Genomic DNA, 21,671 nt, shown 5'->3' with positions numbered 1-21,671 from the left:
GGAGAAACAATTATGTCAAAAGAATTATCAATAAAAGTTTATTCTGACGGTGCCGTTTTAGACACCATGCTAACAGACTTACGTTCAGGTTTGGTAAAGGGATTTACAACAAACCCCAGTCTTATGAAAAAGGCAGGCATTACCAGCTATATTGGTTTTGCTAAGGACGTTTTAAAAGAAATAACAGAATATCCGGTTTCCTTTGAAGTGTTTGCCGATGATTTAAGCACCATGGAAAAAGAAGCAGAGAAAATTGCCGCTCTGGGTCAAAATGTTTATGTTAAAATTCCGGTAACTAATTCCAAAGGAGAACCTACTCTTCCTTTAATCAAAAAATTATCAGAAAAAGGAATAAAGCTCAATGTCACTGCTATCTTCACCATAGAGCAAGTTCGGTCTGTCGTTGATGCTCTGCAGTCGGGTGTGCCGGCGATAGTATCTGTATTTGCAGGACGTATTGCAGATACAGGCTGCGATCCTCTGCCTATCATGGAGGAAGCTTTAGAAATCTGCCATAGGAAATCCGGTGTTGAATTACTGTGGGCCAGCTCGCGGGAAACTTTGAACATCTACCAAGCTGACCGCCTTGGCGTAGACATCATTACCTGCACATCTGATTTGATCAAGAAACTTTCTTTAAAGGATAAAGACTTAACGGAATACTCACTTGAAACGGTACAAACGTTTCTGAAAGACAGCACCAGCTTAGGATTTAAAATTCTGGAAGACTAGAAAACAGACGGTTTTCACAGCCGTCTGTTTTTGGGGGTCAAAATATTAGAAATACAACAATTCTTTAGGCGTTTTGGTAAAGACTTCAAAGCCGTTTTTGGTGACATATCCGCAGTCCTCAATGCGGACACCGACTTTTTCAGGAATGTAGATACCGGGCTCGACAGAAAAGCACATGCCTTCTTCGAGAACCAAGTCATTGCCGGCCATGATGGATGGAAATTCATGGACGCTCATGCCGATACCGTGACCGAGTCTGTGATTAAAGTACTCCCCGTAGCCGGCTTTTTCGATGACTGCTCGAGCCGCCTGATCAACCTGAGCGGCAGTTACGCCGGGCTTAATAAAATCAAGAGCCGTCAGCTGAGCCTCCAGACAGATATTGTAAATATCTTTTTTGAACGGATCAGGCTGTCCGACAGCGACTGTACGGGTCATGTCACTGACGTAGCCCTTGCTTTCAACTCCGAGATCAAACAGAAGCAGGCTGTTATTTTCAATTTTGTTATTTGCAGGAATGCCGTGAGGATTGGCAGCGTTGCTTCCTGTCAGAACCATGGTTTCAAAGCTCATCTTGTCAACGCCCTGCTTTTTCATGCCAAACTCAATTTGGGCGATGATGTCTGTTTCGCAAGCATCGAGGGAAATATGGTCAAAGCCAATCTGAACAGCCTTGTCAGCAAGGCCGCCTGCAATGAGGAGCTTGCGAATTTCATCAGGCGATTTAATGAGGCGCATCTGATTTATAAGCGGGGTCAAATCTGTAAACTGACCTGAAAAAATATGCTCAAGTCCTTTAAATTTGCTGACATTGAGATGATCAAACTCAAGCGCGACCTTAGAATAATCCGTTTTGGCAAGCAAGCTTTTAATCTTTGCCCAGGGATTTTCAGAATCAATATAGCCAACAACCGGAAAATCTACAATGCTCTTAGCTCTCAAGGCATCGAGTTCAGGCAAAAAAAGCAAGGGTTCTGTGTCTGCAAACAAAAAGAGCAGCATGAGGCGTTCATGCGGATCGCTGTAAAAGCCTGTGAGATAGTTAATAGAAACAGGATCAGACAGGACAGCCGCCCCGGTTCCCTCTTGTTTGAGTGCTTGAATTAGTTGTGCTTGTTTTGACATATAAAAACCTTCTTTCGCCTTCTATTTTTTCAAAAAAGGGAGAAAAAAGCAAGTTTCTTTTAAGTTTTTCATAAAACTTGCACTCTTATACTTGAAAGTGTTTTCAAATCGTGCTAGAATAGCATTGGAAGCGTAATTTTCAGAGTAGAAGGGATGATGCAAGGATGAACACAGATGACACTATCACGATTTACGATGTTGCCCGGGAGGCCGGCGTATCTATGGCAACGGTCAGCCGCGTTGTGAATGGCAATAAAAATGTAAAAGAAAATACTCGGAAAAAAGTTCTAGAAGTTATTGACCGTCTGGACTATCGGCCCAATGCTGTGGCGCGTGGTCTGGCAAGTAAAAAGACAACTACCGTCGGTGTGGTGATTCCTAATATTGCCAATGCTTATTTTTCCATCTTGGCTAAGGGGATTGACGATATTGCAACCATGTATAAATATAATATTGTTCTTGCCTCAAGTGATGAGGACGATGACAAGGAAGTTAATGTCATCAATACCTTATTTGCAAAGCAGGTTGATGGTATTATCTTTATGGGACACCATCTGACAGAAAAAATTCGTGCGGAATTTTCACGTTCACGCACGCCGATTGTGCTGGCAGGAACGGTTGACCTTGAGCACCAATTGCCAAGTGTTAATATTGATTATAAGTTGGCTGCTCAAAATGCTGTTGACTTACTGGCTAAAAATCACGAAAAGATTGCCTTTGTATCGGGACCTCTTATTGATGATATTAATGGCAAGGTGCGCCTTTCCGGCTATAAGGAAGGGCTTAAGAATAATAAGCTCAGTTTCAAAGAAGGGCTTGTTTTTGAAGCACAGTATAAATATCAAGAAGGCTACAATCTGGCTCAGCGGGTTATTAATTCGGGTGCGACGGCTGCTTATGTTGCTGAAGATGAGCTGGCTGCCGGTCTTTTAAACGGTCTCTTTGCTGCCGGTAAAAAAGTACCGGATGACTTTGAAATTGTTACCAGCGATGATTCTGCCATTACTTCTTATACCCGTCCAAATTTGACTTCTATCAGTCAGCCGGTTTATGATTTGGGTGCTGTTGCCATGCGCATGTTAACCAAAATCATGAACAAAGAAGATCTGGAAGAAAAGGAAATTGTTCTTAATCACGGTATCAACGAACGCGGAACAACCAAATAAGAGATGATACAAGAGCAACAATGCTATTATCTTGGCAGGAGCAAAGCTCTTTATCTTACCGAAATCGTAACTTTACTAGCGCCTTAATAAAATTAAAAATAATGGATGGCAAGGTTTTAGACTGCTAAAAAGCACTTGAAATTATCCATCTAAGTTAAGGGCTATTTTATCTCTGTAAGCAGTCTGGGAGTTATCTTCTGGACTCTTTTCATAAAAGGAGCACGCATGACAAATGAAACAATGATGCAATATTTTGAATGGTATCTGCCGGATGACGGGCAGCACTGGCAGCATTTAGCCCAGGATGCCCAGCATTTAAAAGAAATCGGCATCAGCAAGGTATGGATGCCGCCGGCATTTAAAGGAACAGGCTCAAATGATGTCGGCTACGGCGTTTATGATATCTATGATTTGGGAGAATTTGATCAAAACGGAACGACCCGCACCAAATACGGCAGCAAAGAAGACTATCTGAGAGCAATTCAGTCTCTCAAGGATCAAGGGATTATGCCTATTTCCGATATTGTCCTTAACCATAAAGCCAATGGAGATGCTAAGGAAAAATTTGAAGTAATCAAGGTCAATCCCAACAACCGTCAGGAAAAGATTTCAGATCCTTATGAAATTGAAGCTTGGACCCAGTTTAATTTTCCGGGACGGCAGAATGCCTACAGCGATTTCAAGTGGCACTGGTACCATTTTACCGGTGTCGACTATGACGCCCTGCATAATGAAACAGGAATTTATATGATTCTGGGGGACAATAAAGGCTGGGCCAATCAGGAAAATATTGATCAGGAAAACGGCAATTACGACTATCTCATGTATGATGATATCGACTTCAAACATCCTGATGTCGCTGAGCATCTCAAATCATGGGCCGGTTGGTTTTTGGACACAACCGGTGTCGGCGGTTTTCGCTTGGATGCTGTTAAGCATATCGATAAGAACTTTATGGCGGATTTCATTCGCTACATCCGTGAGCATTTTAAAGAGGATCTCTATGTCTTTGGGGAATATTGGAAGGACAGCAATTTTGATATTACCGACTATCTGAATGACACCGGTCTTCAAATGGATTTAATTGATGTCATGCTGCACATGAATTTTTTTGAAGCTGGACAAAAGGGAGCGGATTTTAATTTAGCGACTATTTTAGATGACAGTCTCATGAAAAGCAATCCTGATTTTGCTGTTACCTTTGTGGACAATCATGATTCACAAAGAGGTCAGGCCTTGGAATCAACGATTGCTGAATGGTTTAAACCTTTGGCTTACAGTTTAATCCTGCTGCGTCAGGAAGGAACTCCCTGTGTTTTCTATGGCGATTACTACGGTATTTCAGGTGACTTTGCGCAAGAATCCTTCCAAACCGTTTTAGATAAGCTTCTCTATATTAGGAAATATCATGTCTATGGTCCGACTGAGGATTATTTTGACCATCCCAACTGTATCGGCTGGACCTGTCTGGGCGATGAAGACCACCCTGATGGTGTTGCTGTTGTCATGACTAATGGTGATGCCGGCTGGAAACACATGAATATGGGAGAGTATAATAAAAACAAGGTCTTTGTAGACTACCTCAACAACTGTTCTGAAGAAGTTGTTTTGGATGATCAAGGCTGGGGCGATTTCCCTGTTCAGGCAGGCTCTGTATCTGCTTGGGTCAGCAAAGATGCTCACTTATAATTAAAAAGCGAGGCTGACAGTCTGCGGCGATACTGCCGAAGTCTGGGCCTCGCTTTTTTGCACCTCTTTTTTTGAAATTTTTTCATTTTGCTAAAGCTCTTTAAAGGCAGGAAATAAGTGGTTTTTAGCCGTTTTTTTTCAAAGAATTTTTGCCGGAATTGCTGGCTTTATAGCGGTATGGTCCAACAATTGGTGCGACAGCAGTCAGTGGCATCTCAGCAAATTTAGTGTTATAATTAGAAACATGAAAGTTTTACTGTATTTGGAGGCAGAGCACTATCTGAGAAAATCAGGTATCGGCCGTGCCATCAAACATCAAGAGCGTGCCCTAACCCTAGCAGGGATTGAATACACGACAAATCCAGAGGATGATTACGATCTGGTTCATATAAATACTTATGGTTTTAAAAGCTGGCGTCTCATGAACTGTGCTAGAAAATCAGGCAAAAAGATTATTATGCACGGACACTCGACAGAGGAAGACTTTAGAAATTCCTTTATCGGTTCTAATTTAGTGGCGCCGCTTTTTAGAAGATATCTTTGTCATTTTTATAAAAAAGCTGATGCCATTATTACCCCGACTCCATATTCAAAGCGCTTAATCGCTGGCTATGGGATTACAAAGCCTATCTATGCTGTTTCTAACGGAATTGATTTGGATCGCTATGTGCCCAGCAAAGCCAAGGAAGAGGCCTTTCGCCGCTATTTTCAGCTGACGGGAAATGAACAGGTGGTTATCTGCGCAGGGCTGTATTTTAAGCGTAAGGGGATTGAGGACTTTATCAAGGTTGCTGAAAAAATGCCCCATGTTCGTTTTATCTGGTTCGGAGAAACCAATAAATGGGTTATACCCCATGATGTCAGGGCAATTGTGGCTAAAAACCACCCTGACAATGTTACCTTTGCCGGCTATATAAAGGGTGATGTCTTTGAAGGAGCCATGAGCGGTGCGGACGCCTTCTTTTTTCCCAGTCTGGAAGAAACAGAAGGAATTGTCGTTTTGGAAGCTTTCGCCAGCCGCCAGCATGTTATCCTAAGAGACATACCGGTTTATGACGGCTGGATCACAGACAAAGATGCCGAATTTGCAACAACAGTTGAAGGGTTTGAAGAAGCTATTCAAAGGGTTCTTGACGGCCGCAGTGATAAAAAAGAAGCCGGCTACAGAGTAGCTCGCAGCCGTAATATTGACAAGGTGGCGCATGAGCTGGTCAATGTTTACCAAAAAGTAATGGAGGAGTAAGATGCGTGTAGGTCTTTTTACCGATACCTATCTGCCGCAGATTTCAGGCGTTGCAACGAGTATCAAAATCCTGAAAGAAGAGTTGGAAAAGCAGGGGCATGAGGTCTATATTTTTACAACGACTGATAAGCATGTGAAACGCTATGAGGATCCGACTATTATTCGTCTGCCAAGCGTTCCGTTTATTTCCTTTACTGATCGCCGAGTTGTGTATCGGGGACTTTTTGCATCTTATAAAATTGCCAAGGCCTATAAATTAGATATCATCCATACTCAGACAGAGTTCAGTGTGGGGATTTTAGGAAAAATGGTTGGAAAAGCGCTGCGGATTCCGGTCATTCATACCTACCATACTCAGTACGAAGACTATGTCCGCTATATCGCCAACGGTAAAATTATCCGTCCAAGTATGGTTAAATATATCATTCGAGGCTATCTGAGTGATCTTGACGGTGTTATCTGCCCCAGCCGCATTGTTGTCAATCTGCTTGAGGGCTATTCAGTGAAAATTCCCAAACGGATCATTCCGACAGGTATTGACTTAAAAAAATATGAACGTCCGGATATCAGCCAAGAAGACGTGGACGATTTGCGAAAGGAGCTAGGCCTTGCTGATGACGAGACAGTTCTCTTAAGTCTGTCCAGAGTTTCTTATGAAAAAAATATTCAGGCAGTCATTCAACAGATGCCGGAGATTTTAGCCGGCAATCCTAAGGTCAAGCTGCTTATCGTCGGAGACGGCCCTTATCTTGATGAGTTAAAAGAGCAGGCAAAAGACCTGGGTGTGACTGATCATGTTATTTTTACAGGAATGGTCGGTTATGATGAAACGGCCCTTTATTACAAAGCTTCTGATTTCTTTATCAGTGCCTCAACCAGTGAAACACAAGGGCTGACCTATACTGAAAGTTTAGCGAGCGGCAAGCCCATTATCGCTCAGGCCAATCCTTATCTTGATGATTTAATTACCGATAAAATGTTCGGTACCCTCTATCAAACAGAGTCTGATTTGGCAGATGCTGTTTTAGATGCTATTATTTCGACACCTGCTAAAGATGAAAAACTCTGGCAGAAGAAGCTGTATGAAATTTCTGCTGAGCACTTTGGAAAATCTGTCTTCGCCTTTTATCTGGATATGATCATCTCGAAAAAGGCCAAGAAAAAGGAAAAATGGTCCTTGGCTGTTGAAGGCAACAAGACAGATACATCGATTAAAATTGTCAAATCGACCGTCAAACTTCCAGCTACTGCCCTTAAAAAGACGGCCAAGACATCTGTCAAGGTTATAAAGGCGCCGGTTCGTTTGGTCAATGCTATTCGGGATTTTCTTGATTAAGAGGCTTGAAAATTTGAAAAATCCTGCTATAATAAACTTCGGAGACACGTCAGGTGTGTTTGGTTTTTAAGAGAGCGCTTGGCAGCTGAAAAAGCGTAAATCGATCATTTGATACTACTCCCCAAGTTTTTATGCAAACATAAAAGGGTGGTGCCCTTATCACCGATAGAGGTCTGCAGCAGAGCTTGTTTTGCTGTTGATAAATGAAGGTGGAACCACGTTACGACGTCCTTTCGAGGATGTCGTATTTTTCTTTACCTTAGAAAAATAGGGTAGAGGGAAGATGACGATTGAAGATTATTGCTTTTGAAGATAGCTATCAAGAAACTGCTGTTGGTTTGATTTTATCAATTCAGCAATTAAATTTGGGCTTGATGGTTAGGCTTTTCCGAAATGGGAAAAGAAAAACTGGTTGGTGATTTTCCTGTCTTAGAGGTTGATAATCGTTTTAACCGTTACCTACTCTACCTACAATAACTAATGCGAACGAAGCGAGCCCTAACGAGGGTTTCCGCAGTGACGAGAATCGAATAATCAGTCGTGATTATTCGATAGGGAAGTTTTGAGATTTTGGCTCAAAACTTAGGCATGGAATTCCGCAAGGAAGTCGCTGCCGACCCCGCCACCTAAGGAAACTGTCAAAAATTAAGATTAAAAAGGAGAAACTCCAATGGTAAAAATCACTTTTCCAGATGGCGCTGTGCGTGAATACGAAAGCGGCGTAACAACTTTTGAAATTGCTGAATCGATCAGTAAATCACTTGCCAAAAAAGCCTTGGCCGGTAAATTAAACGGCCGATTAATTGATACAACGCGTGCGATTACAGAAGACGGCTCACTTGAGATTGTTACGCCTGATCACGAGGATGCCCTGCCTGTTCTTCGTCACTCAGCGGCTCATCTTTTTGCTCAGGCAGCTCGCCGTCTTTTCCCGGACATTCATCTGGGTGTCGGTCCTGCTATTGAAGATGGCTTTTACTACGATACGGATAACAAAGCCGGCCAAATTTCCAACGAAGACCTGCCTCGCATTGAAGAGGAAATGAAGAAAATTGTTAAGGAAAACTTCCCGTCAATCCGTGAAGAAGTGACCAAAGATGAGGCGCGTGAAATCTTTAAAAACGATCCTTACAAGCTGGAGTTGATTGAAGAACACTCCGAAGACGAGGGCGGTTTGACCATCTATCGTCAGGGTGAGTATGTTGATCTTTGCCGTGGGCCACACGTACCGTCAACTGGCCGTATCCAAGTCTTCCATCTGCTCAATGTGGCTGGTGCCTACTGGCGTGGTAATTCTGATAATGCTATGATGCAGCGTATCTATGGGACTGCTTGGTTTGACAAGAAAGATCTTAAAGCTTACCTCAAACGTTTGGAAGAAGCCAAGGAACGTGATCACCGTAAACTCGGTAAAGAGCTTGATCTCTTCATGATTTCTCAAGAAGTCGGTCAAGGTCTGCCATTCTGGCTGCCAAATGGGGCAACCATTCGCCGTACTCTGGAACGTTATATTGTTGATAAGGAAATCGCTGCAGGCTACCAACACGTTTATACGCCACCAATTGCCTCTGTTGATCTCTATAAGACATCCGGTCACTGGGATCATTACCGTGAAGACATGTTCCCAACCATGGACATGGGTGATGGTGAAGAATTTGTTCTGCGTCCAATGAACTGCCCTCACCACATTGAGGTCTACAAACACCATGTTCATTCTTACCGTGAGCTGCCAATCCGTATCGCTGAAATCGGCATGATGCACCGTTATGAAAAATCGGGTGCCCTGACTGGTTTGCAGCGTGTGCGTGAAATGTCATTGAACGACGGTCACACATTCGTCACACCAGAGCAAATTCAAGACGAATTTAAACAGACACTGCAATTGATTATTGACGTTTACGAAGATTTCAATCTGACAGACTACCGTTTCCGCCTGTCCTACCGTGACCCTAAAGACACTCACAAATACTATGATAACGACGAAATGTGGGAAAATGCGCAAGCCATGCTCAAAGCAGCCATGGACGATATGGAATTGGATTACTTTGAAGCAGAAGGAGAAGCAGCCTTCTACGGTCCAAAACTTGACATTCAGGTGAAAACAGCTCTGGGGAACGAAGAAACGCTCTCAACCATTCAGCTGGACTTCCTTTTGCCAGAACGTTTTGACCTTAAATACGTTGGTGCAGATGGCGAAGAACACCGTCCAGTCATGATTCACCGCGGTGTTATCTCAACCATGGAACGCTTCACCGCTATCCTGATTGAAAACTACAAGGGTGCCTTCCCAACCTGGCTGGCACCGCAACAAGTAACCGTCATCCCAATTTCAAACGAAGCCCACATTGACTACGCTTGGGAAGTTGCTAAAACGCTTCGTGACCGCGGTATCCGTGTGGAAGTGGATGAGCGCAACGAAAAAATGCAGTACAAAATCCGTGCCTCACAAACCCAAAAAGTGCCTTACCAGCTGATTGTTGGGGATAAGGAAATGGCTGATAAGTCTGTCAACGTTCGCCGCTATGGCAGCAAACAGACACACACCGAAAGCATTGCCGAATTTACAGAAAATATCTTAGCTGATATCGCAAGAAAATCACGTCCAGAAGAATCAGTTGAATAAAGTAGCAGATAGTGTGATGAAAAAGCAAGGAAACGATAATTTTCCCTGCTTTTTCTAAAAGATGTTGAAAGAAAATAACATCCAGAAGAATCTGCTGAATAAGTAAGAGGAAGCCTTTATGGGCTTCTTTTTTGCTATGATTTTTAACAAAAACTTCTTATTTTGCCAGCCAATCTTGCTTGAAAGTCGATTAAATTCCCTCTATAATGGGCGTATAAAGAGGTGAGAAAAGTATGATTAGTGAAACGATTCTTCTATTGAGAAAAAAGTTAGGCTATTCTCAGGAAACATTAGCTGAAAAGGTAGGAGTATCCCGCCAAACCCTTAGTAAATGGGAACTGGGAGAGAGTTTACCAGATATTATCTCTTCAAGCCGTTTGGCAGAAATTTTTGACATTAGCTTAGATGAGCTGGTTAATGGTGATGATTCTTTTTTCGCCAGTAAACCTAAGGAGGGAAAGCATATCTTTGGAACGGTAACGGTTGGTGAAAAAGGACAAATTGTCATTCCTGTACGAGCTAGAAAAGTGTTTAACATTAAAAAAGGCGATAGCCTTATGGTTTTAGGTGATATTAATCAGGGCTTGGCCTTGTTAAACAGCGATTTCTTTGTTCAGGCCTTTGAAGAAATGGGATTAATGAATGAAAAAAATTAGCCAATTTGGACCTTAGTTTTGCAGCTCTAGCTCTAATGTTCTTTTTGCAGTGATTGGCTGTTATGATTTTGTTTAGGCGGCCTATTGACAATTGGCCATGTTCAAAGAAGCTTGTGATAGTTTAAATATTATAGATATTGTTGCTAATACTGTACCAAAGGAGGATAAAAATGAAGGCTATTGTCACTAGACAGCTTACGAAAATATATTCTAATATAACTGCTGTAGATCATCTCGATTTAACGGTTGAACAGGGTGAATTATTTGCCTTGCTTGGTGTAAATGGTGCGGGCAAGACGACAACGATCAAAATGCTGTCTTGTTTGGCAAAGCCTACTAGCGGCGATGCTTTCCTGCTTGGTAACAGTATTGTTTCAAACTCTCATGAAATCAAGGAAAAAATCAATATTTCTCCACAAGAAACAGCAGTAGCTGCTAATTTATCGGTTCTTGAAAATTTGGAGCTTATTGCGGGACTATATGGTCAAAACAGTAAAACGGCAAAGAAGAATGCCTATGAGATAGCCAAAAAATTTGGTTTGGTAAATGAACTGAACAAAAGAGCCAAACACTTATCAGGAGGAATGCAAAGAAGACTTTCTATTGCTCTGGCTTTGATTTCCAAACCACAAATTTTATTTCTTGATGAACCAACTTTAGGGCTTGATGTACTGGCTCGCCGTGAATTATGGACATCGATTAAAGCCTTAAAAGGGAAGGTAACCATTATCCTTACAACTCATTATATGGATGAAGTAGAAATGCTCTCTGATCGTGTGGGTATAATGGCAAAAGGGAAATTAACAGCAGTTGGGACAATACCGGAATTAACAGCAAAAACCGGGACCACAAAGCTGGAGGATGCCTTTGTTATGCTTTCAGGAGGTGTACGATGAGAATGTTTTTGTTTGCAAAACGGAATGCAAAAGAAATTTTGCGTGATCCAATCAATTTCTTTTTCGGTTTGGGATTTCCTATTATACTGTTAGTTTTGCTGTCTATTATCAATAATGCTATTCCATCTGAAGCAGAGAACACGATGTTTAAAATAGAAAATCTCGCACCAGGTTTAGCAATGTTTGGGAGCGTATTTATGGCACTATTTGCGGGGATGCTGCTATCAAAAGACCGTACATCATCTTTTTTAGTGCGGCTGTTTACTTCTCCTATGACGGCATTAGATTTTATTTTGGGATATACTCTGCCCATGCTTGGTATGACAATCGTACAGGCAACAATAACCTTATTGGTAGCAGGAGCCTTTGGGCTTGAAATAAGGTTCACTATTTTGTTTGCGATTGTTATAACAGCGATGACTTCTTTGTTATTTGTCGGAATAGGATTATTTTTCGGCGGCCTTATGAATGATAAGGCGGTTGGCGGTATTTGTGGGGCTTTGTTGACGAATGTTGCTGGGTGGCTGTCTGGCGTATTTATTCCCATTGATTTAATAGGTGGTTCTTTCAAAAAAATAACAAGTATTCTACCGTTCTATCATAGCGTAAAGATGATAAGGGCAGCCTTAGATGGTGATTTTAATCATGTTCTTCCTCATTTATCTAATGTAATGATTTATACAGTAGCCATTTTTGCGTTTGCGATTATTGTCTTTCAGTCTAACATGAGTGGCAGGAAAAAGTGAAATAAATTAAAAACTGGGAAGATATCCTATTGCTGATATTGATCAGTTTCTTTAGAAATCACATTCCGACTTTTGGTTAGCAGTTCGTTTTTGATTTGCCCATCTTAGGATTATTTAATGTCTATTATAAGTATTTGTGCGAAAGAAAAGTTACCTTTGGCATAGCAGAAAAAACATCTGGGAGATTTAATGTTCCTAGGTGTTTTTCTTATAATATATATGATCTGACTGATGAGTCATGGTAAGAGAAGCAGCTTTTATCAAAGCAGCTGCTTCTGCCTCACTGCCTTTTTTGATATAATATGGTGTTGAAAGGAGGGAGCCTATGTGGTCAATTTTAGAAAATTATACCTTTTCCCAAGCAGGGCTGAATAAGCGCTATCAGCAGGCTAAGCAGCTGCTTTTATGGGAAAGTGCAGGGTGGACTAGGGAAGATGTAAAGCAACTAGCTAAAAGAAATTTGCAGCCATCTGATTTTTGCATAGGCTCTCAGATTTTTCAGTCATTATGGCAGCATGCTTACGGCAGGAGAAAAGCTCAAGACCTGCTGATGATTGTCTTAGACATGGCTGCTATGCCGGAAGAATTATCTGGTGATTTGCAGGAAAATCAAAAATTAGTTGGTCATTTTTCAAATAACTTGGCGCCAGACCACGCTTTCTGGCATGATTTTTCACTGCTGGTTCAAGAGGTTTTTCCAAGGGACGAACTTAGTGCTGAAACCACTTTTGCTAAACGTATTCACCAGTTTCGCTATGTCATTTCCAGCCAGCAGGCTCAGTATATTCGCCGACATTTCAGAAAAGACAAAATGACCGATAAAGAAGCCTTGGCTGAATTTTTAAAGCATAAAAAAGGTCAGTATTTTTGGCGGAAAAGTGCTGATTACAGTTTGACAGAGTCTGCCAGACTTCACAATAAGCGGGCCTTTAAAGATGGTACCGTTATTTATCCGGATAATTGTATGCGGGTTAATTTCAAGGTGCTGCTGAATTATCATACCGAATTTATTCTTGATGATGAGGGTCGATTTTTAAATGAAATTGATGCTGAGTATAGCAGCCAAAATGCGATCATCAACGGTGCCAGTTTTAACTATGCCAATAAGACAGACAAGCGCCATTGGGAGCTGGATGTCAATCCTGCCAAAAGACATGATCCTGCTTTCAGAAAAAAGCTTATCGCTAATGAAGGTCTTGGCTTTCGGGCTCCTATGGCTGTTTCTAAAAGGACTGAGGCCGATTCTATCGAGGACTGGCAAAGGAGTTATTTTAATAAAAAAGGTCTTTATGCCGACAGGCGCAAGAGTAACTTCAAGGCTGTTAAGAAGCAGGTGCGGCGTTTTAAGTGGAAAATGTTTAAACTGAAATGGAAAAGAAAGTGAAAGTCAGGTATTTTAGGAAATATTCCCAAAAGTAGCCTAAATTTTGATAAAATAAAGGTAGTATGACGCGCGAAAGGAGATTCTGATGGAAGACATACGCCTAATTGCTACAGATATGGACGGCACTTTTTTAAATCCTGCCGGCAGCTTTGACCATGAGCGCTTGGATAAGCTGCTGCAGGAGTTTGAAAAGCGAGGTCTTATTTTTACTGTTGCCAGCGGCCGCGGTCTTCTAGCATTAGACAAGCTTTTTGCCGACTTTATGAATCGGATTGCTGTGATTGCTGAAAACGGCAGCTCTATCCAGTATAAAAATAAAGTTTTGTTTGAGCGCTTTATGTCTAAGGAACAGTATCTCTCCTTGATCGCTAAAATTTTAGAAAATCCCTATAATCAAGGGACAGAGCTGCTTTTGTCCGGAAAAAAAGCAGCTTATATTTTAGCGGACAGTCCTCAAAGTTATGTGGAAAAAATGCGCTATTATTATGAAAACATCTGCTTGGTTGAGGACTTTGAGCATTTGGATGATGATATTTTTAAAATCACAACTAATTTTCCTGTTAAGGACATCAGTCAAGGCACTGCCTGGCTGAATCAAAAGCTGCCCCACATGCAGGCTGTGACAACAGGCTTTGAATCGATTGATGTTATTTTACGAGGTGCCAACAAAGGTTTTGGTCTTAATCGCCTCTGCCAGACTTTGGACATTTCTTCTGATCAGGTTTTAGCTTTTGGCGATGATTTAAATGATTTTGAAATGCTGACTTTTGCAGGGAGGGCGGTTGCGCCTGAGAATGCGCGGCCTGAGATTCGTGAAATCGCAGATGATATTATTGCCCATCATCAGGAAGAATCGGTGATTGCTTATATGGAAGGTATGGTAAAAAATGGCTGAATTTAAATTACTGGCTTTGGACTTAGACGGGACACTTTTTAATACAAAAAAGGAAGTAAGTCCTGCAAATAAAGCTGCTCTCAAAGCGGCTCAAGAAAAGGGAGTTAAGGTTATTATTACAACAGGCCGCCCCCTGAAGGCCATCGAACACCTGCTGGAAGAACTTGATTTAATATCAGAGGATAATTATCTCATCACCTTTAATGGCGGCTTGGTTCAAAGAACGACCGGAGAAATTCTGGATAAGAGTGCCATGACCAGAAAACACATTGAGACCATTCAGACCGAGATGGAAAAGTTAGCCCTGCCGGTTGATGTGTTGAGTGACGGTACTGTCTACAGTATCAGCAACCAAGACAATCATTCACTCTATCAGGTAGCAAATCCTATGCTGACCTTTCGTGAAATTGACGGCCTTAAGCACCTGCCTGATGTGATCTATAACAAAGCAGTCGTTGTTTATAATGCTGATTTTTTGGATCAGCAAATCACCAAAATTCCTCAATACATGTATGAAGAATTTGAGGTCTTTAAATCACGGGACATCATTCTGGAATTTATGCCCAAGGGTGTCCATAAGGCAGTCGGGCTCAATCTTTTAACCAAGCATCTGGGTATTGACAGAAGTGAAGTCATGGCTATGGGAGATGAAGAAAATGATCTGACCATGCTGGAGTGGGCCGGTTTTGGAGTAGCTATGGCAAACGGTGTTGCAGTTGCTAAGCAAAAGGCTGATGCTGTTACACAGCGGACCAACGACGAATCCGGCGTTGCCGAGGCAATCGAACAATATATTTTAAACGAGGAGTGACATGGGACTATTTGACCGTTTATTTGGAAAGAAAAAACAAGAAGAAAATTTAGACAGCAAGGACATATCGCAGGCAGCAGACCAGCTAAAAGCTGATGAGGATTTTTCACAGGAAGATTTGCCTGAGGCGGCAGAAAGCCTTTCAGACCTAAGTCAAGCACCTGATTTGACAGCTGAAAATGTTTCAGACACGGCTCAAGCCCCTGAATCTGATACTAAAGCTGAAGACTTATCTGAAACAGCTCAGCCTTTGCCGAACACTCATTTCGAAGCTCAAGCAGAGACAACTGAGGTTCAAGAGACAGCTGCAGCAGAAGCCGGTCAGCCGGCAGAAACTTCAGACGATTCGCTTGAAATTGCTGAAGATGTGACTGGCAGCAAAGAAACTGCTGATCAGGCTGAATCAGAATCACAAACAGATGAAGCTAAAAGCAAGTCTGACGATTTCATGGCAGATTATTATGCCCGCAAAGCAGCGCTTACTCAGCAAATCAGCCAGGAATCAGAGGCTATTCAGCAAGAAACAGAGACAGAAGAAGTTCGGACGGAAGCAGATGCTACAGAGCAAAAAACAGACGTCCCTCTTTCTCCGGCAGATACGGCCAGCCAAAAGGAGTCTGAGGAAGAAAAATATAACCGAAGTCTGAAGAAAACTCGGACTGGTTTTGGAGCTCGTCTCAATGCCTTTTTGGCAAACTTCCGCAGTGTTGACGAAGAATTTTTCGAAGAGCTGGAAGAAGTGCTGATTCTTTCGGATGTTGGTGTTCAAGTTGCATCGACTCTGGCTGAGGATCTGCGCTACGAAGCCAAGCTGGAAAAAGCCCGAAAACCAGAAGCTCTGCGCCGTCTGATTATTGAAAAATTAGTTGACATTTATGAAAAAGACGGACAGTTCAACGAAAAAATTAATCTGCAGGATGGTGTTACGGTCATGCTGTTTGTCGGTGTCAATGGTGTCGGCAAAACAACCTCCATCGGAAAATTAGCTTACAAATATAAAAATCAAGGAAAGAAAGTCATGCTGGTTGCAGCAGACACTTTCCGAGCCGGGGCTGTTGCCCAGCTGGTCGAATGGGGACGCCGTGTGGATGTACCTGTTGTTACAGGACCTGAAAAAGCTGATCCGGCCAGTGTTGTCTATGATGGTGTTGAAAGGGCAGTCGCAGAAGGGGTTGATATCCTTATGATTGATACGGCAGGCCGTCTGCAAAATAAGGACAATCTGATGGCAGAGCTGGAAAAAATCGGCCGTATCATCAAACGCGTTATCCCGGATGCGCCTCATGAGACCCTGCTGGCTCTCGATGCCTCAACAGGACAAAATGCCCTTGTTCAGGCTAAGGAATTTTCAAAAATAACACCTCTGACAGGCTTAGTGCTGACAAAAATTGACGGGACAGCCAAGGGCGGTGTGGTTCTGGCTATTCGTCAGGAACTTGATGTTCCTGTAAAATTCATTGGTTTTGGTGAAAAAATTGATGATATCGGTGAATTCAATTCGGAAGACTTCATGAAAGGTCTTCTGGAGGGCCTCTTGTAAATTAGTCTTACTAAGGCTGCTACTAATATAAAGCATTAAAAAAATCTCAGAATACGCCATTTTAATTGGAAGTTATTTCTGAGATTTTTCTTGCATTATTTATGAACCAAGGAGGCAAACAGCATTTTAAAACAGATAAAAATCAGCAAGACTAAGATAAAGAGGGAGCAGAAAATGGTTTTAACACCAGCAGTCATGTTTGGCGCCAGCTGAAGGACAACAGAAGACAGTGCCGTTCCCAGTGCTCCAGCGAACTGCTGCAACATCTGAAAAATGGCAGTGGCATCAGCCGTCTTGTTTCTCGGCAATTGTGAAATAGCAACGGCCATAGTATTGTTGAAAGACATATTGCGCCCAAATGTGAAGATGATATAGACAAGAGACATCAGCATAACGGTCAGCGAATCAGCCCATGAAGCAAAGATGAACAAGCTGACGGCAAAGAGGATATTGCCGGTGTAGAGGGAAAGTTTTGGCCCTTTAGTATCATAAAGTTTTCCAAAAAACGGTGCTAAAAGTCCGCCTAAAAGGGTTCCCGGCAAAAGGACGAAGCCGGCTGCCGTAGTAGGAACATGTTCGACTTGGACCAGAAAATTAGGAATCAGAAAGTTGGAAGCCAGATTTGAAAATTGATAAATGAAAAATGGAATCAATCCTAAAATAACAGGCAGCTGTTTTAAAATCCGGATATCCAAAAAAGGGGTCTCTGATTTTAAGGTTCTGAAAGTAAAAAGAGCACAGGCCAGTATAAAAATCAGCAGAGCAGCCCAATTGACAGAACCTGATTCCAAGCCGGAAATAAGGATTAAAAAGAAGCTTAAAGTGACGGCCAGCAGGAGAAAGCTGACAAGGTCAAAGGGGCGCTTGTGGTCTTTAACGGAATTTTCAAGGGCAAAATGACTAATGAAAAAAGCAATAACAGGAACCGGAAGTGTTAAGAGAAAAATCCACTGCCAAGAAAAATGGGCAATCATAAAGCCGCCGTAAGTCGGTCCAAAAGCAGGTGCCAAGCCCATGATAAGGCCGCCAATTCCCATATAAGTTCCAATTTTATTGATGGGGACACGCTCAATAATGAGATTAAACATCAAAGGCATGGCAATACCGGTACCGGCTCCTTGGAGGGCACGGCCGGCAATCATGAGGGGAAAATTTTTGCTGACAATACAGGTCAGTGTTCCCAAAATAAAAAGCACAACAGCTATATTGAACTGCTGGTGCTCCTTGACATTTTGCTGTAAGGTAGCGCTTAACGTCATAGAAATAGCAACCGCCAGCAGATAAACGGTCGTGATCCACTGAAGGCTGCTTAAGGGCAGATGAAAAACAGACATTAGCTTGGTAAAGGTCACGTTCATGCTGGTTTCGGATAAGATACCCGAAAAGCCCAGAAGAGCCGTTGCAACAATGGACAGCTGAGTTTTAGGTGAAACAGTTTCTGTATGATGTTTGAGGGTCATTAGGTCTCCTGTTCTCGTTTTTTTATCATTGTAACACAAAAAAAGAAGCAAAACAAAAGGAGCAAGACAGCCTCGAATCACAAAGAGTGATTTGTGCTGTCTTATTCCCTGAAAATTTAGTAAAGCGGCCCCACTACCAAAGGGGATAATGGTAAATTTAAGTATTAAAAAACACGGTAAACATAAGGGTTTTTAGGCTGCACTGTTCTTGAGCTTTGCGAAATATGCAGCACCGGCAGAGTTTGTTTGAGATTTTGATTGTATTCAACAGAAATCTTTCCCGAAACCCTGACCCAGGTGTTGTTATCATAATGGGTGTGTCCGCCTGTTGTCAGCAGGCCGTAGACCCCTGAATCGGCGATACAGTGGATAATGCCGAAGCGAAAGAGAAACTGACTGTTTTTATCCATGGGGTCGTTGTAAACAAAGCCGACATACTCAATTTGACGGTTTTTGAATTCATCGGGGAAAAGATAGATGATTTCCATTAATTCCATATAGTTCTGCGTTGTAATTTGCAGTTTTCCGCTGCCCTTGTATTTTTTTAAGGTAGTCCGCATTTCTTTCTGATAAGCGGATTTGGTGAAATACAGACTGGTATCCGGCTTAAGGTATTGAACGCGAGTGCCGTCCGGGCTGATTCCTGAACCCGCTGATCCGGCAGCTACCGGGAAATGATAGCCCTTGGCTGATACTGTTGTTGAGTCCAGTGACACAGTTGGCACCAGCAGGCCGACAAAGATAGGCACGGCTAAGATAAGGGGGCTGGAAAATCTGGCTAATTTTCCTGATAAATGAGAGGGCATTTTTAAATTTTTCATCCAGATAATCAGCTGGACGACTGCTAAAATAAAGGACAGTACCATAGAAATATAAGCCAAATAGGAATAGTGAGTATTGATGTAACGATCCAGCTTACCCGAGAGCTGCAGGTACATGCCCAATTCAAAGTAACCCGCAAGAATTAAAAAACGAATCATTAAATCACCCCCACAATCAGGCAGTAAATGATGATGACGAGGCTGGATGTACCGACAAACTGTACAATGAACTTGCTTTTAAAAACATTTTTCATCATCATCAAATTTTTTATATCAACCATCGGACCAATCAGCAAGAAAGCGACCACGGGAGCAACACCAAAGGTTGCAAGGAGTGATGTCCCGATAAAAGCGTCGGCTTCGCTGCACAAGGACAGAATAAAAGCCAGGAGCATCATGATCAGGATAGCTGTCAAAGGACTGTGGCCAATGGTAGTCAAAATCCGAGTAGGCACGTAAATTTGCATAGCAGCAGCGACTAAGCTGCCAAAGATTAAATAGCGCCCTGTGTCAAAAAGTTCATCAACAGCATGTGCCAAGGCATAAAAGATTTTTTGATAGAGCTTTTTATCAGAATAATCGTGATAATGCTGAGGCTTGGCATTTTCTTTGGTGATATTTTCATCAACCAAAAAACCCAGCAGAATACCTAAAGATACAGCGACGATAATCGCACCGAAGAGTCTCAGAAAAACAAAGCGCCAGGAATTGCCGAAAGCCGAAAAAGTCGCAAAGAGGACAATGGGATTAATAATAGGCGCCGTTGCTAAAAAAGGAATAGCTGTGTAACTGGGAACTTTTTTCTCCAAAAAACGATTGACAATGGGAACAATCCCGCATTCGCAAGAGGGAAAGACAAAACCGATAAAAGTTCCAAAAAGAATCCGCGGAAATCTGTGTTTAGGAAGAAATCTTTGAACCAGAGCAGGTGTGAGATAAACTTCGATAAAACCTGACAAAATAGCCCCCAGCAAAATAAAGGGCAGCGCCTCAATAATAATGGAGAGAAAGATAGCCAGACACTGCAGGACGCTTGCAGGCAGATGGTTAAAAACAGCCATAGGCATTATTTCTTATCTTTCTGTTTGTTTGTGCGGTCGCTGTCTTTGGAGTCAGGAAAGGTGACGTCTTCCAAATCAGGAAGCTTGGCAAAGTTTTCCATCATCTTTTCCAATTCATCTTTTTTCTTAAATGTAATAGCCATAAAAACACCTCATTTCTAAATCAATAGTATTATTATACTACCAAATAACAAAATATAACAGCTTAAACTGTGCCTGCCAGAGAAGCAGATGGTTATGATTGCTGCCAAACGGTTAATAAGAGCACGCTTGACAAGCAGGCATCTGTGCTTTTATATCAGATCTCGGAAAAGTTCTGCTTTTGTCTTGTTTTCATCTGATGAGCATGTTATTATAATCTCGAAAAAACAAACATAATACCAACTGAAATCAGAAAGGGGAGAAACTGGGTCTTCATGTCTTGTCCAAGGCAAGCCAAGACGATATTACTGTGCCTACCGAACAAACTATATAAAGGAGAAAATCAATGGAATTCATGCTTGATACCTTAAATTTCAAAGAAATAAAAAAATGGGCAGCTATTTTGCCCTTGGCCGGTGTAACGTCCAACCCTTCAATTGTGAAAAAAGAAGGGCCTATCGATTTCTTTGAACAGGCCAAAAAAATTCGTGACATTATCGGGAAAGAACCAAGTTTTCACGCTCAGGTTGTGGCGGCTGATGTTGATGAAATCATTAAGGATGCTCACAAGCTGAGGGATGAATTGGGGGGCAATCTTTATGTTAAAATTCCGGTATCTAAAGCCGGCCTGACCGCTATAAAAGAGCTTAAGAAAGAAGGGTTCCGTATCACTGCTACAGCTATTTACACGGTTTTTCAAGGGCTTTTAGCCATTGAAGCCGGCGCCGATTACCTGGCACCCTACTATAATCGAATGGAAAATCTTAATACGGATTCCAAGGAGGTGATTGCCCAGCTTGCGCAAGCGATTCAAAAGAAAGGAAGTTCGACGAAAATTTTGGCAGCAAGTTTCAAGAATGTCGGTCAGGTGACTAAAGCATTGGCCGCAGGCGCCCAATCTGTGACAGTAGGGCCAGATGTCTTTGAGGCTGGCTTTGCCAATCCATCCATCCAAAAAGCTGTTGATGATTTCGCAGCTGACTGGAAAGAAACGCAAGGGCGTGATTGTATTTAAGATAAGAAGAAGTTGCCAGCTATAAAGAATTACTAAAGGCCGCCAGTCAGGCAACAATTGCCGGTGAAATCACCCATCAGTTGCCATTTGAAATAAAAGCAGAAGATGTGGCTGATGCTCTCGTGGCAGCAGAGCAATATGCAAAATGCTCGCTTAGTATCTAGCTTTAAAAGTCAATTTTAAAAAAGGGATAAATTCCGAAGGAAATTCAAGGGATTTGTCCCTTTTTATTATCAATAAAAAATTTTTGCTTTTGCCTGTCCAGAGCTGCTAATTAGAATAATTCCTAACTACTTTTTCTTTGCCTCTAACAAGTGTAATTATGCTATAA

At 42.1% G+C, this 21,671-nt stretch carries 20 protein-coding genes; 15 read left to right on the top strand and 5 right to left on the bottom strand.

The annotated features are described in order from the left end of the window. The first annotated feature begins 12 nt into the window (after positions 1-12). The gene (locus tag G573_RS0109360; protein ID WP_027976484.1) at positions 13-732 is read left to right on the top strand and encodes a transaldolase; all 720 of its coding nucleotides are present in this window, start codon (positions 13-15) and stop codon (positions 730-732) included. A gap of 45 nt (positions 733-777) precedes the next feature. Here G573_RS0109360 and G573_RS0109355 read toward each other — a convergent pair whose 3' ends face one another. Continuing rightward, complete coding sequence (locus G573_RS0109355) at positions 778-1,857, bottom strand: M24 family metallopeptidase (RefSeq protein ID WP_027976483.1); 1,080 nt, start codon at positions 1,855-1,857, stop codon at positions 778-780. Between the two features lie 164 nt (positions 1,858-2,021). On the opposite strand from G573_RS0109355, the gene ccpA reads away from it, so the two are divergent. From ccpA to ftsY, 13 genes are all read left to right on the top strand, one after another. Continuing rightward, entirely contained in the window at positions 2,022-3,023 is a 1,002-nt protein-coding gene (ccpA, locus tag G573_RS0109350; protein ID WP_027976482.1) for a catabolite control protein A, read from the top strand. Positions 3,024-3,248: 225 nt separating this feature from the next. Next, the gene (locus G573_RS0109345; RefSeq protein ID WP_027976481.1) at positions 3,249-4,712 is read left to right on the top strand and encodes an alpha-amylase; all 1,464 of its coding nucleotides are present in this window, start codon (positions 3,249-3,251) and stop codon (positions 4,710-4,712) included. Positions 4,713-4,956: 244 nt separating this feature from the next. After that, positions 4,957-5,955, top strand: coding sequence for an LTA glycolipid anchor biosynthesis glycosyltransferase, IagA/BgsA family (locus tag G573_RS0109340; protein ID WP_027976480.1), 999 nt, complete (start codon positions 4,957-4,959; stop codon positions 5,953-5,955). Position 5,956: 1 nt separating this feature from the next. Beyond that, positions 5,957-7,291 (top strand): glycosyltransferase family 4 protein, encoded by a 1,335-nt coding sequence (locus G573_RS0109335; RefSeq protein ID WP_027976479.1) that lies wholly within the window; start codon positions 5,957-5,959, stop codon positions 7,289-7,291. Between the two features lie 290 nt (positions 7,292-7,581). After that, on the top strand, positions 7,582-7,710 hold the full coding sequence (locus G573_RS11725; protein ID WP_281168702.1) for a hypothetical protein: 129 nt from the start codon (positions 7,582-7,584) through the stop codon (positions 7,708-7,710). A gap of 251 nt (positions 7,711-7,961) precedes the next feature. Beyond that, positions 7,962-9,914: a threonine--tRNA ligase gene (gene thrS, locus G573_RS0109325; protein WP_027976478.1), complete on the top strand. Its 1,953-nt coding sequence runs from the start codon at positions 7,962-7,964 to the stop codon at positions 9,912-9,914. A 233-nt stretch (positions 9,915-10,147) separates the two neighbouring features. Then, on the top strand, positions 10,148-10,570 hold the full coding sequence (locus G573_RS0109320; RefSeq protein ID WP_027976477.1) for a helix-turn-helix domain-containing protein: 423 nt from the start codon (positions 10,148-10,150) through the stop codon (positions 10,568-10,570). A gap of 170 nt (positions 10,571-10,740) precedes the next feature. Then, positions 10,741-11,466, top strand: coding sequence for an ABC transporter ATP-binding protein (locus tag G573_RS0109315; RefSeq protein ID WP_027976476.1), 726 nt, complete (start codon positions 10,741-10,743; stop codon positions 11,464-11,466). Continuing rightward, positions 11,463-12,212, top strand: coding sequence for an ABC transporter permease (locus G573_RS0109310; RefSeq protein WP_027976475.1), 750 nt, complete (start codon positions 11,463-11,465; stop codon positions 12,210-12,212). Before G573_RS0109315 ends, G573_RS0109310 begins: the two co-directional genes overlap by 4 nt. A 325-nt stretch (positions 12,213-12,537) precedes the next feature. Further along, positions 12,538-13,596: a DUF3114 domain-containing protein gene (locus tag G573_RS0109305; RefSeq protein ID WP_027976474.1), complete on the top strand. Its 1,059-nt coding sequence runs from the start codon at positions 12,538-12,540 to the stop codon at positions 13,594-13,596. An 85-nt stretch (positions 13,597-13,681) separates the two neighbouring features. Further along, positions 13,682-14,491, top strand: a complete 810-nt coding sequence (locus tag G573_RS0109300) for a Cof-type HAD-IIB family hydrolase (protein WP_037586881.1) — start codon at positions 13,682-13,684, stop codon at positions 14,489-14,491. Then, on the top strand, positions 14,484-15,302 hold the full coding sequence (locus G573_RS0109295; protein ID WP_027976472.1) for a Cof-type HAD-IIB family hydrolase: 819 nt from the start codon (positions 14,484-14,486) through the stop codon (positions 15,300-15,302). Before G573_RS0109300 ends, G573_RS0109295 begins: the two co-directional genes overlap by 8 nt. Position 15,303: 1 nt before the next feature. Then, on the top strand, positions 15,304-16,842 hold the full coding sequence (ftsY, locus tag G573_RS0109290) for a signal recognition particle-docking protein FtsY (protein WP_027976471.1): 1,539 nt from the start codon (positions 15,304-15,306) through the stop codon (positions 16,840-16,842). A 95-nt stretch (positions 16,843-16,937) separates the two neighbouring features. Here ftsY and G573_RS0109285 read toward each other — a convergent pair whose 3' ends face one another. The 4 genes from G573_RS0109285 to G573_RS11565 form a co-directional block, all read right to left on the bottom strand. Next, complete coding sequence (locus tag G573_RS0109285; protein WP_027976470.1) at positions 16,938-18,302, bottom strand: DHA2 family efflux MFS transporter permease subunit; 1,365 nt, start codon at positions 18,300-18,302, stop codon at positions 16,938-16,940. 164 nt (positions 18,303-18,466) lie between these two features. Beyond that, positions 18,467-19,282, bottom strand: coding sequence for a TIGR03943 family putative permease subunit (locus G573_RS0109280; protein WP_027976469.1), 816 nt, complete (start codon positions 19,280-19,282; stop codon positions 18,467-18,469). Next, positions 19,282-20,184 carry a permease gene (locus G573_RS0109275; protein ID WP_027976468.1) on the bottom strand — a complete coding sequence of 301 codons (903 nt, stop codon included), beginning with the start codon at positions 20,182-20,184 and terminating at the stop codon, positions 19,282-19,284. Before G573_RS0109275 ends, G573_RS0109280 begins: the two co-directional genes overlap by 1 nt. A gap of 5 nt (positions 20,185-20,189) precedes the next feature. Beyond that, positions 20,190-20,327 (bottom strand): SPJ_0845 family protein, encoded by a 138-nt coding sequence (locus tag G573_RS11565; RefSeq protein ID WP_169364453.1) that lies wholly within the window; start codon positions 20,325-20,327, stop codon positions 20,190-20,192. A 344-nt stretch (positions 20,328-20,671) separates the two neighbouring features. Here G573_RS11565 and G573_RS0109265 point away from each other — a divergent pair, with 344 nt between their 5' ends. Continuing rightward, on the top strand, positions 20,672-21,340 hold the full coding sequence (locus G573_RS0109265) for a fructose-6-phosphate aldolase (protein WP_027976467.1): 669 nt from the start codon (positions 20,672-20,674) through the stop codon (positions 21,338-21,340). The last annotated feature ends 331 nt before the right edge of the window (positions 21,341-21,671 follow it).

Source organism: Streptococcus devriesei DSM 19639, from assembly GCF_000423725.1.
Lineage (GTDB): Bacteria > Bacillota > Bacilli > Lactobacillales > Streptococcaceae > Streptococcus > Streptococcus devriesei.
The sequence above is the reverse complement of the archived record's forward strand: the minus strand, read 5'-3'. Positions and strand labels throughout refer to the sequence as shown.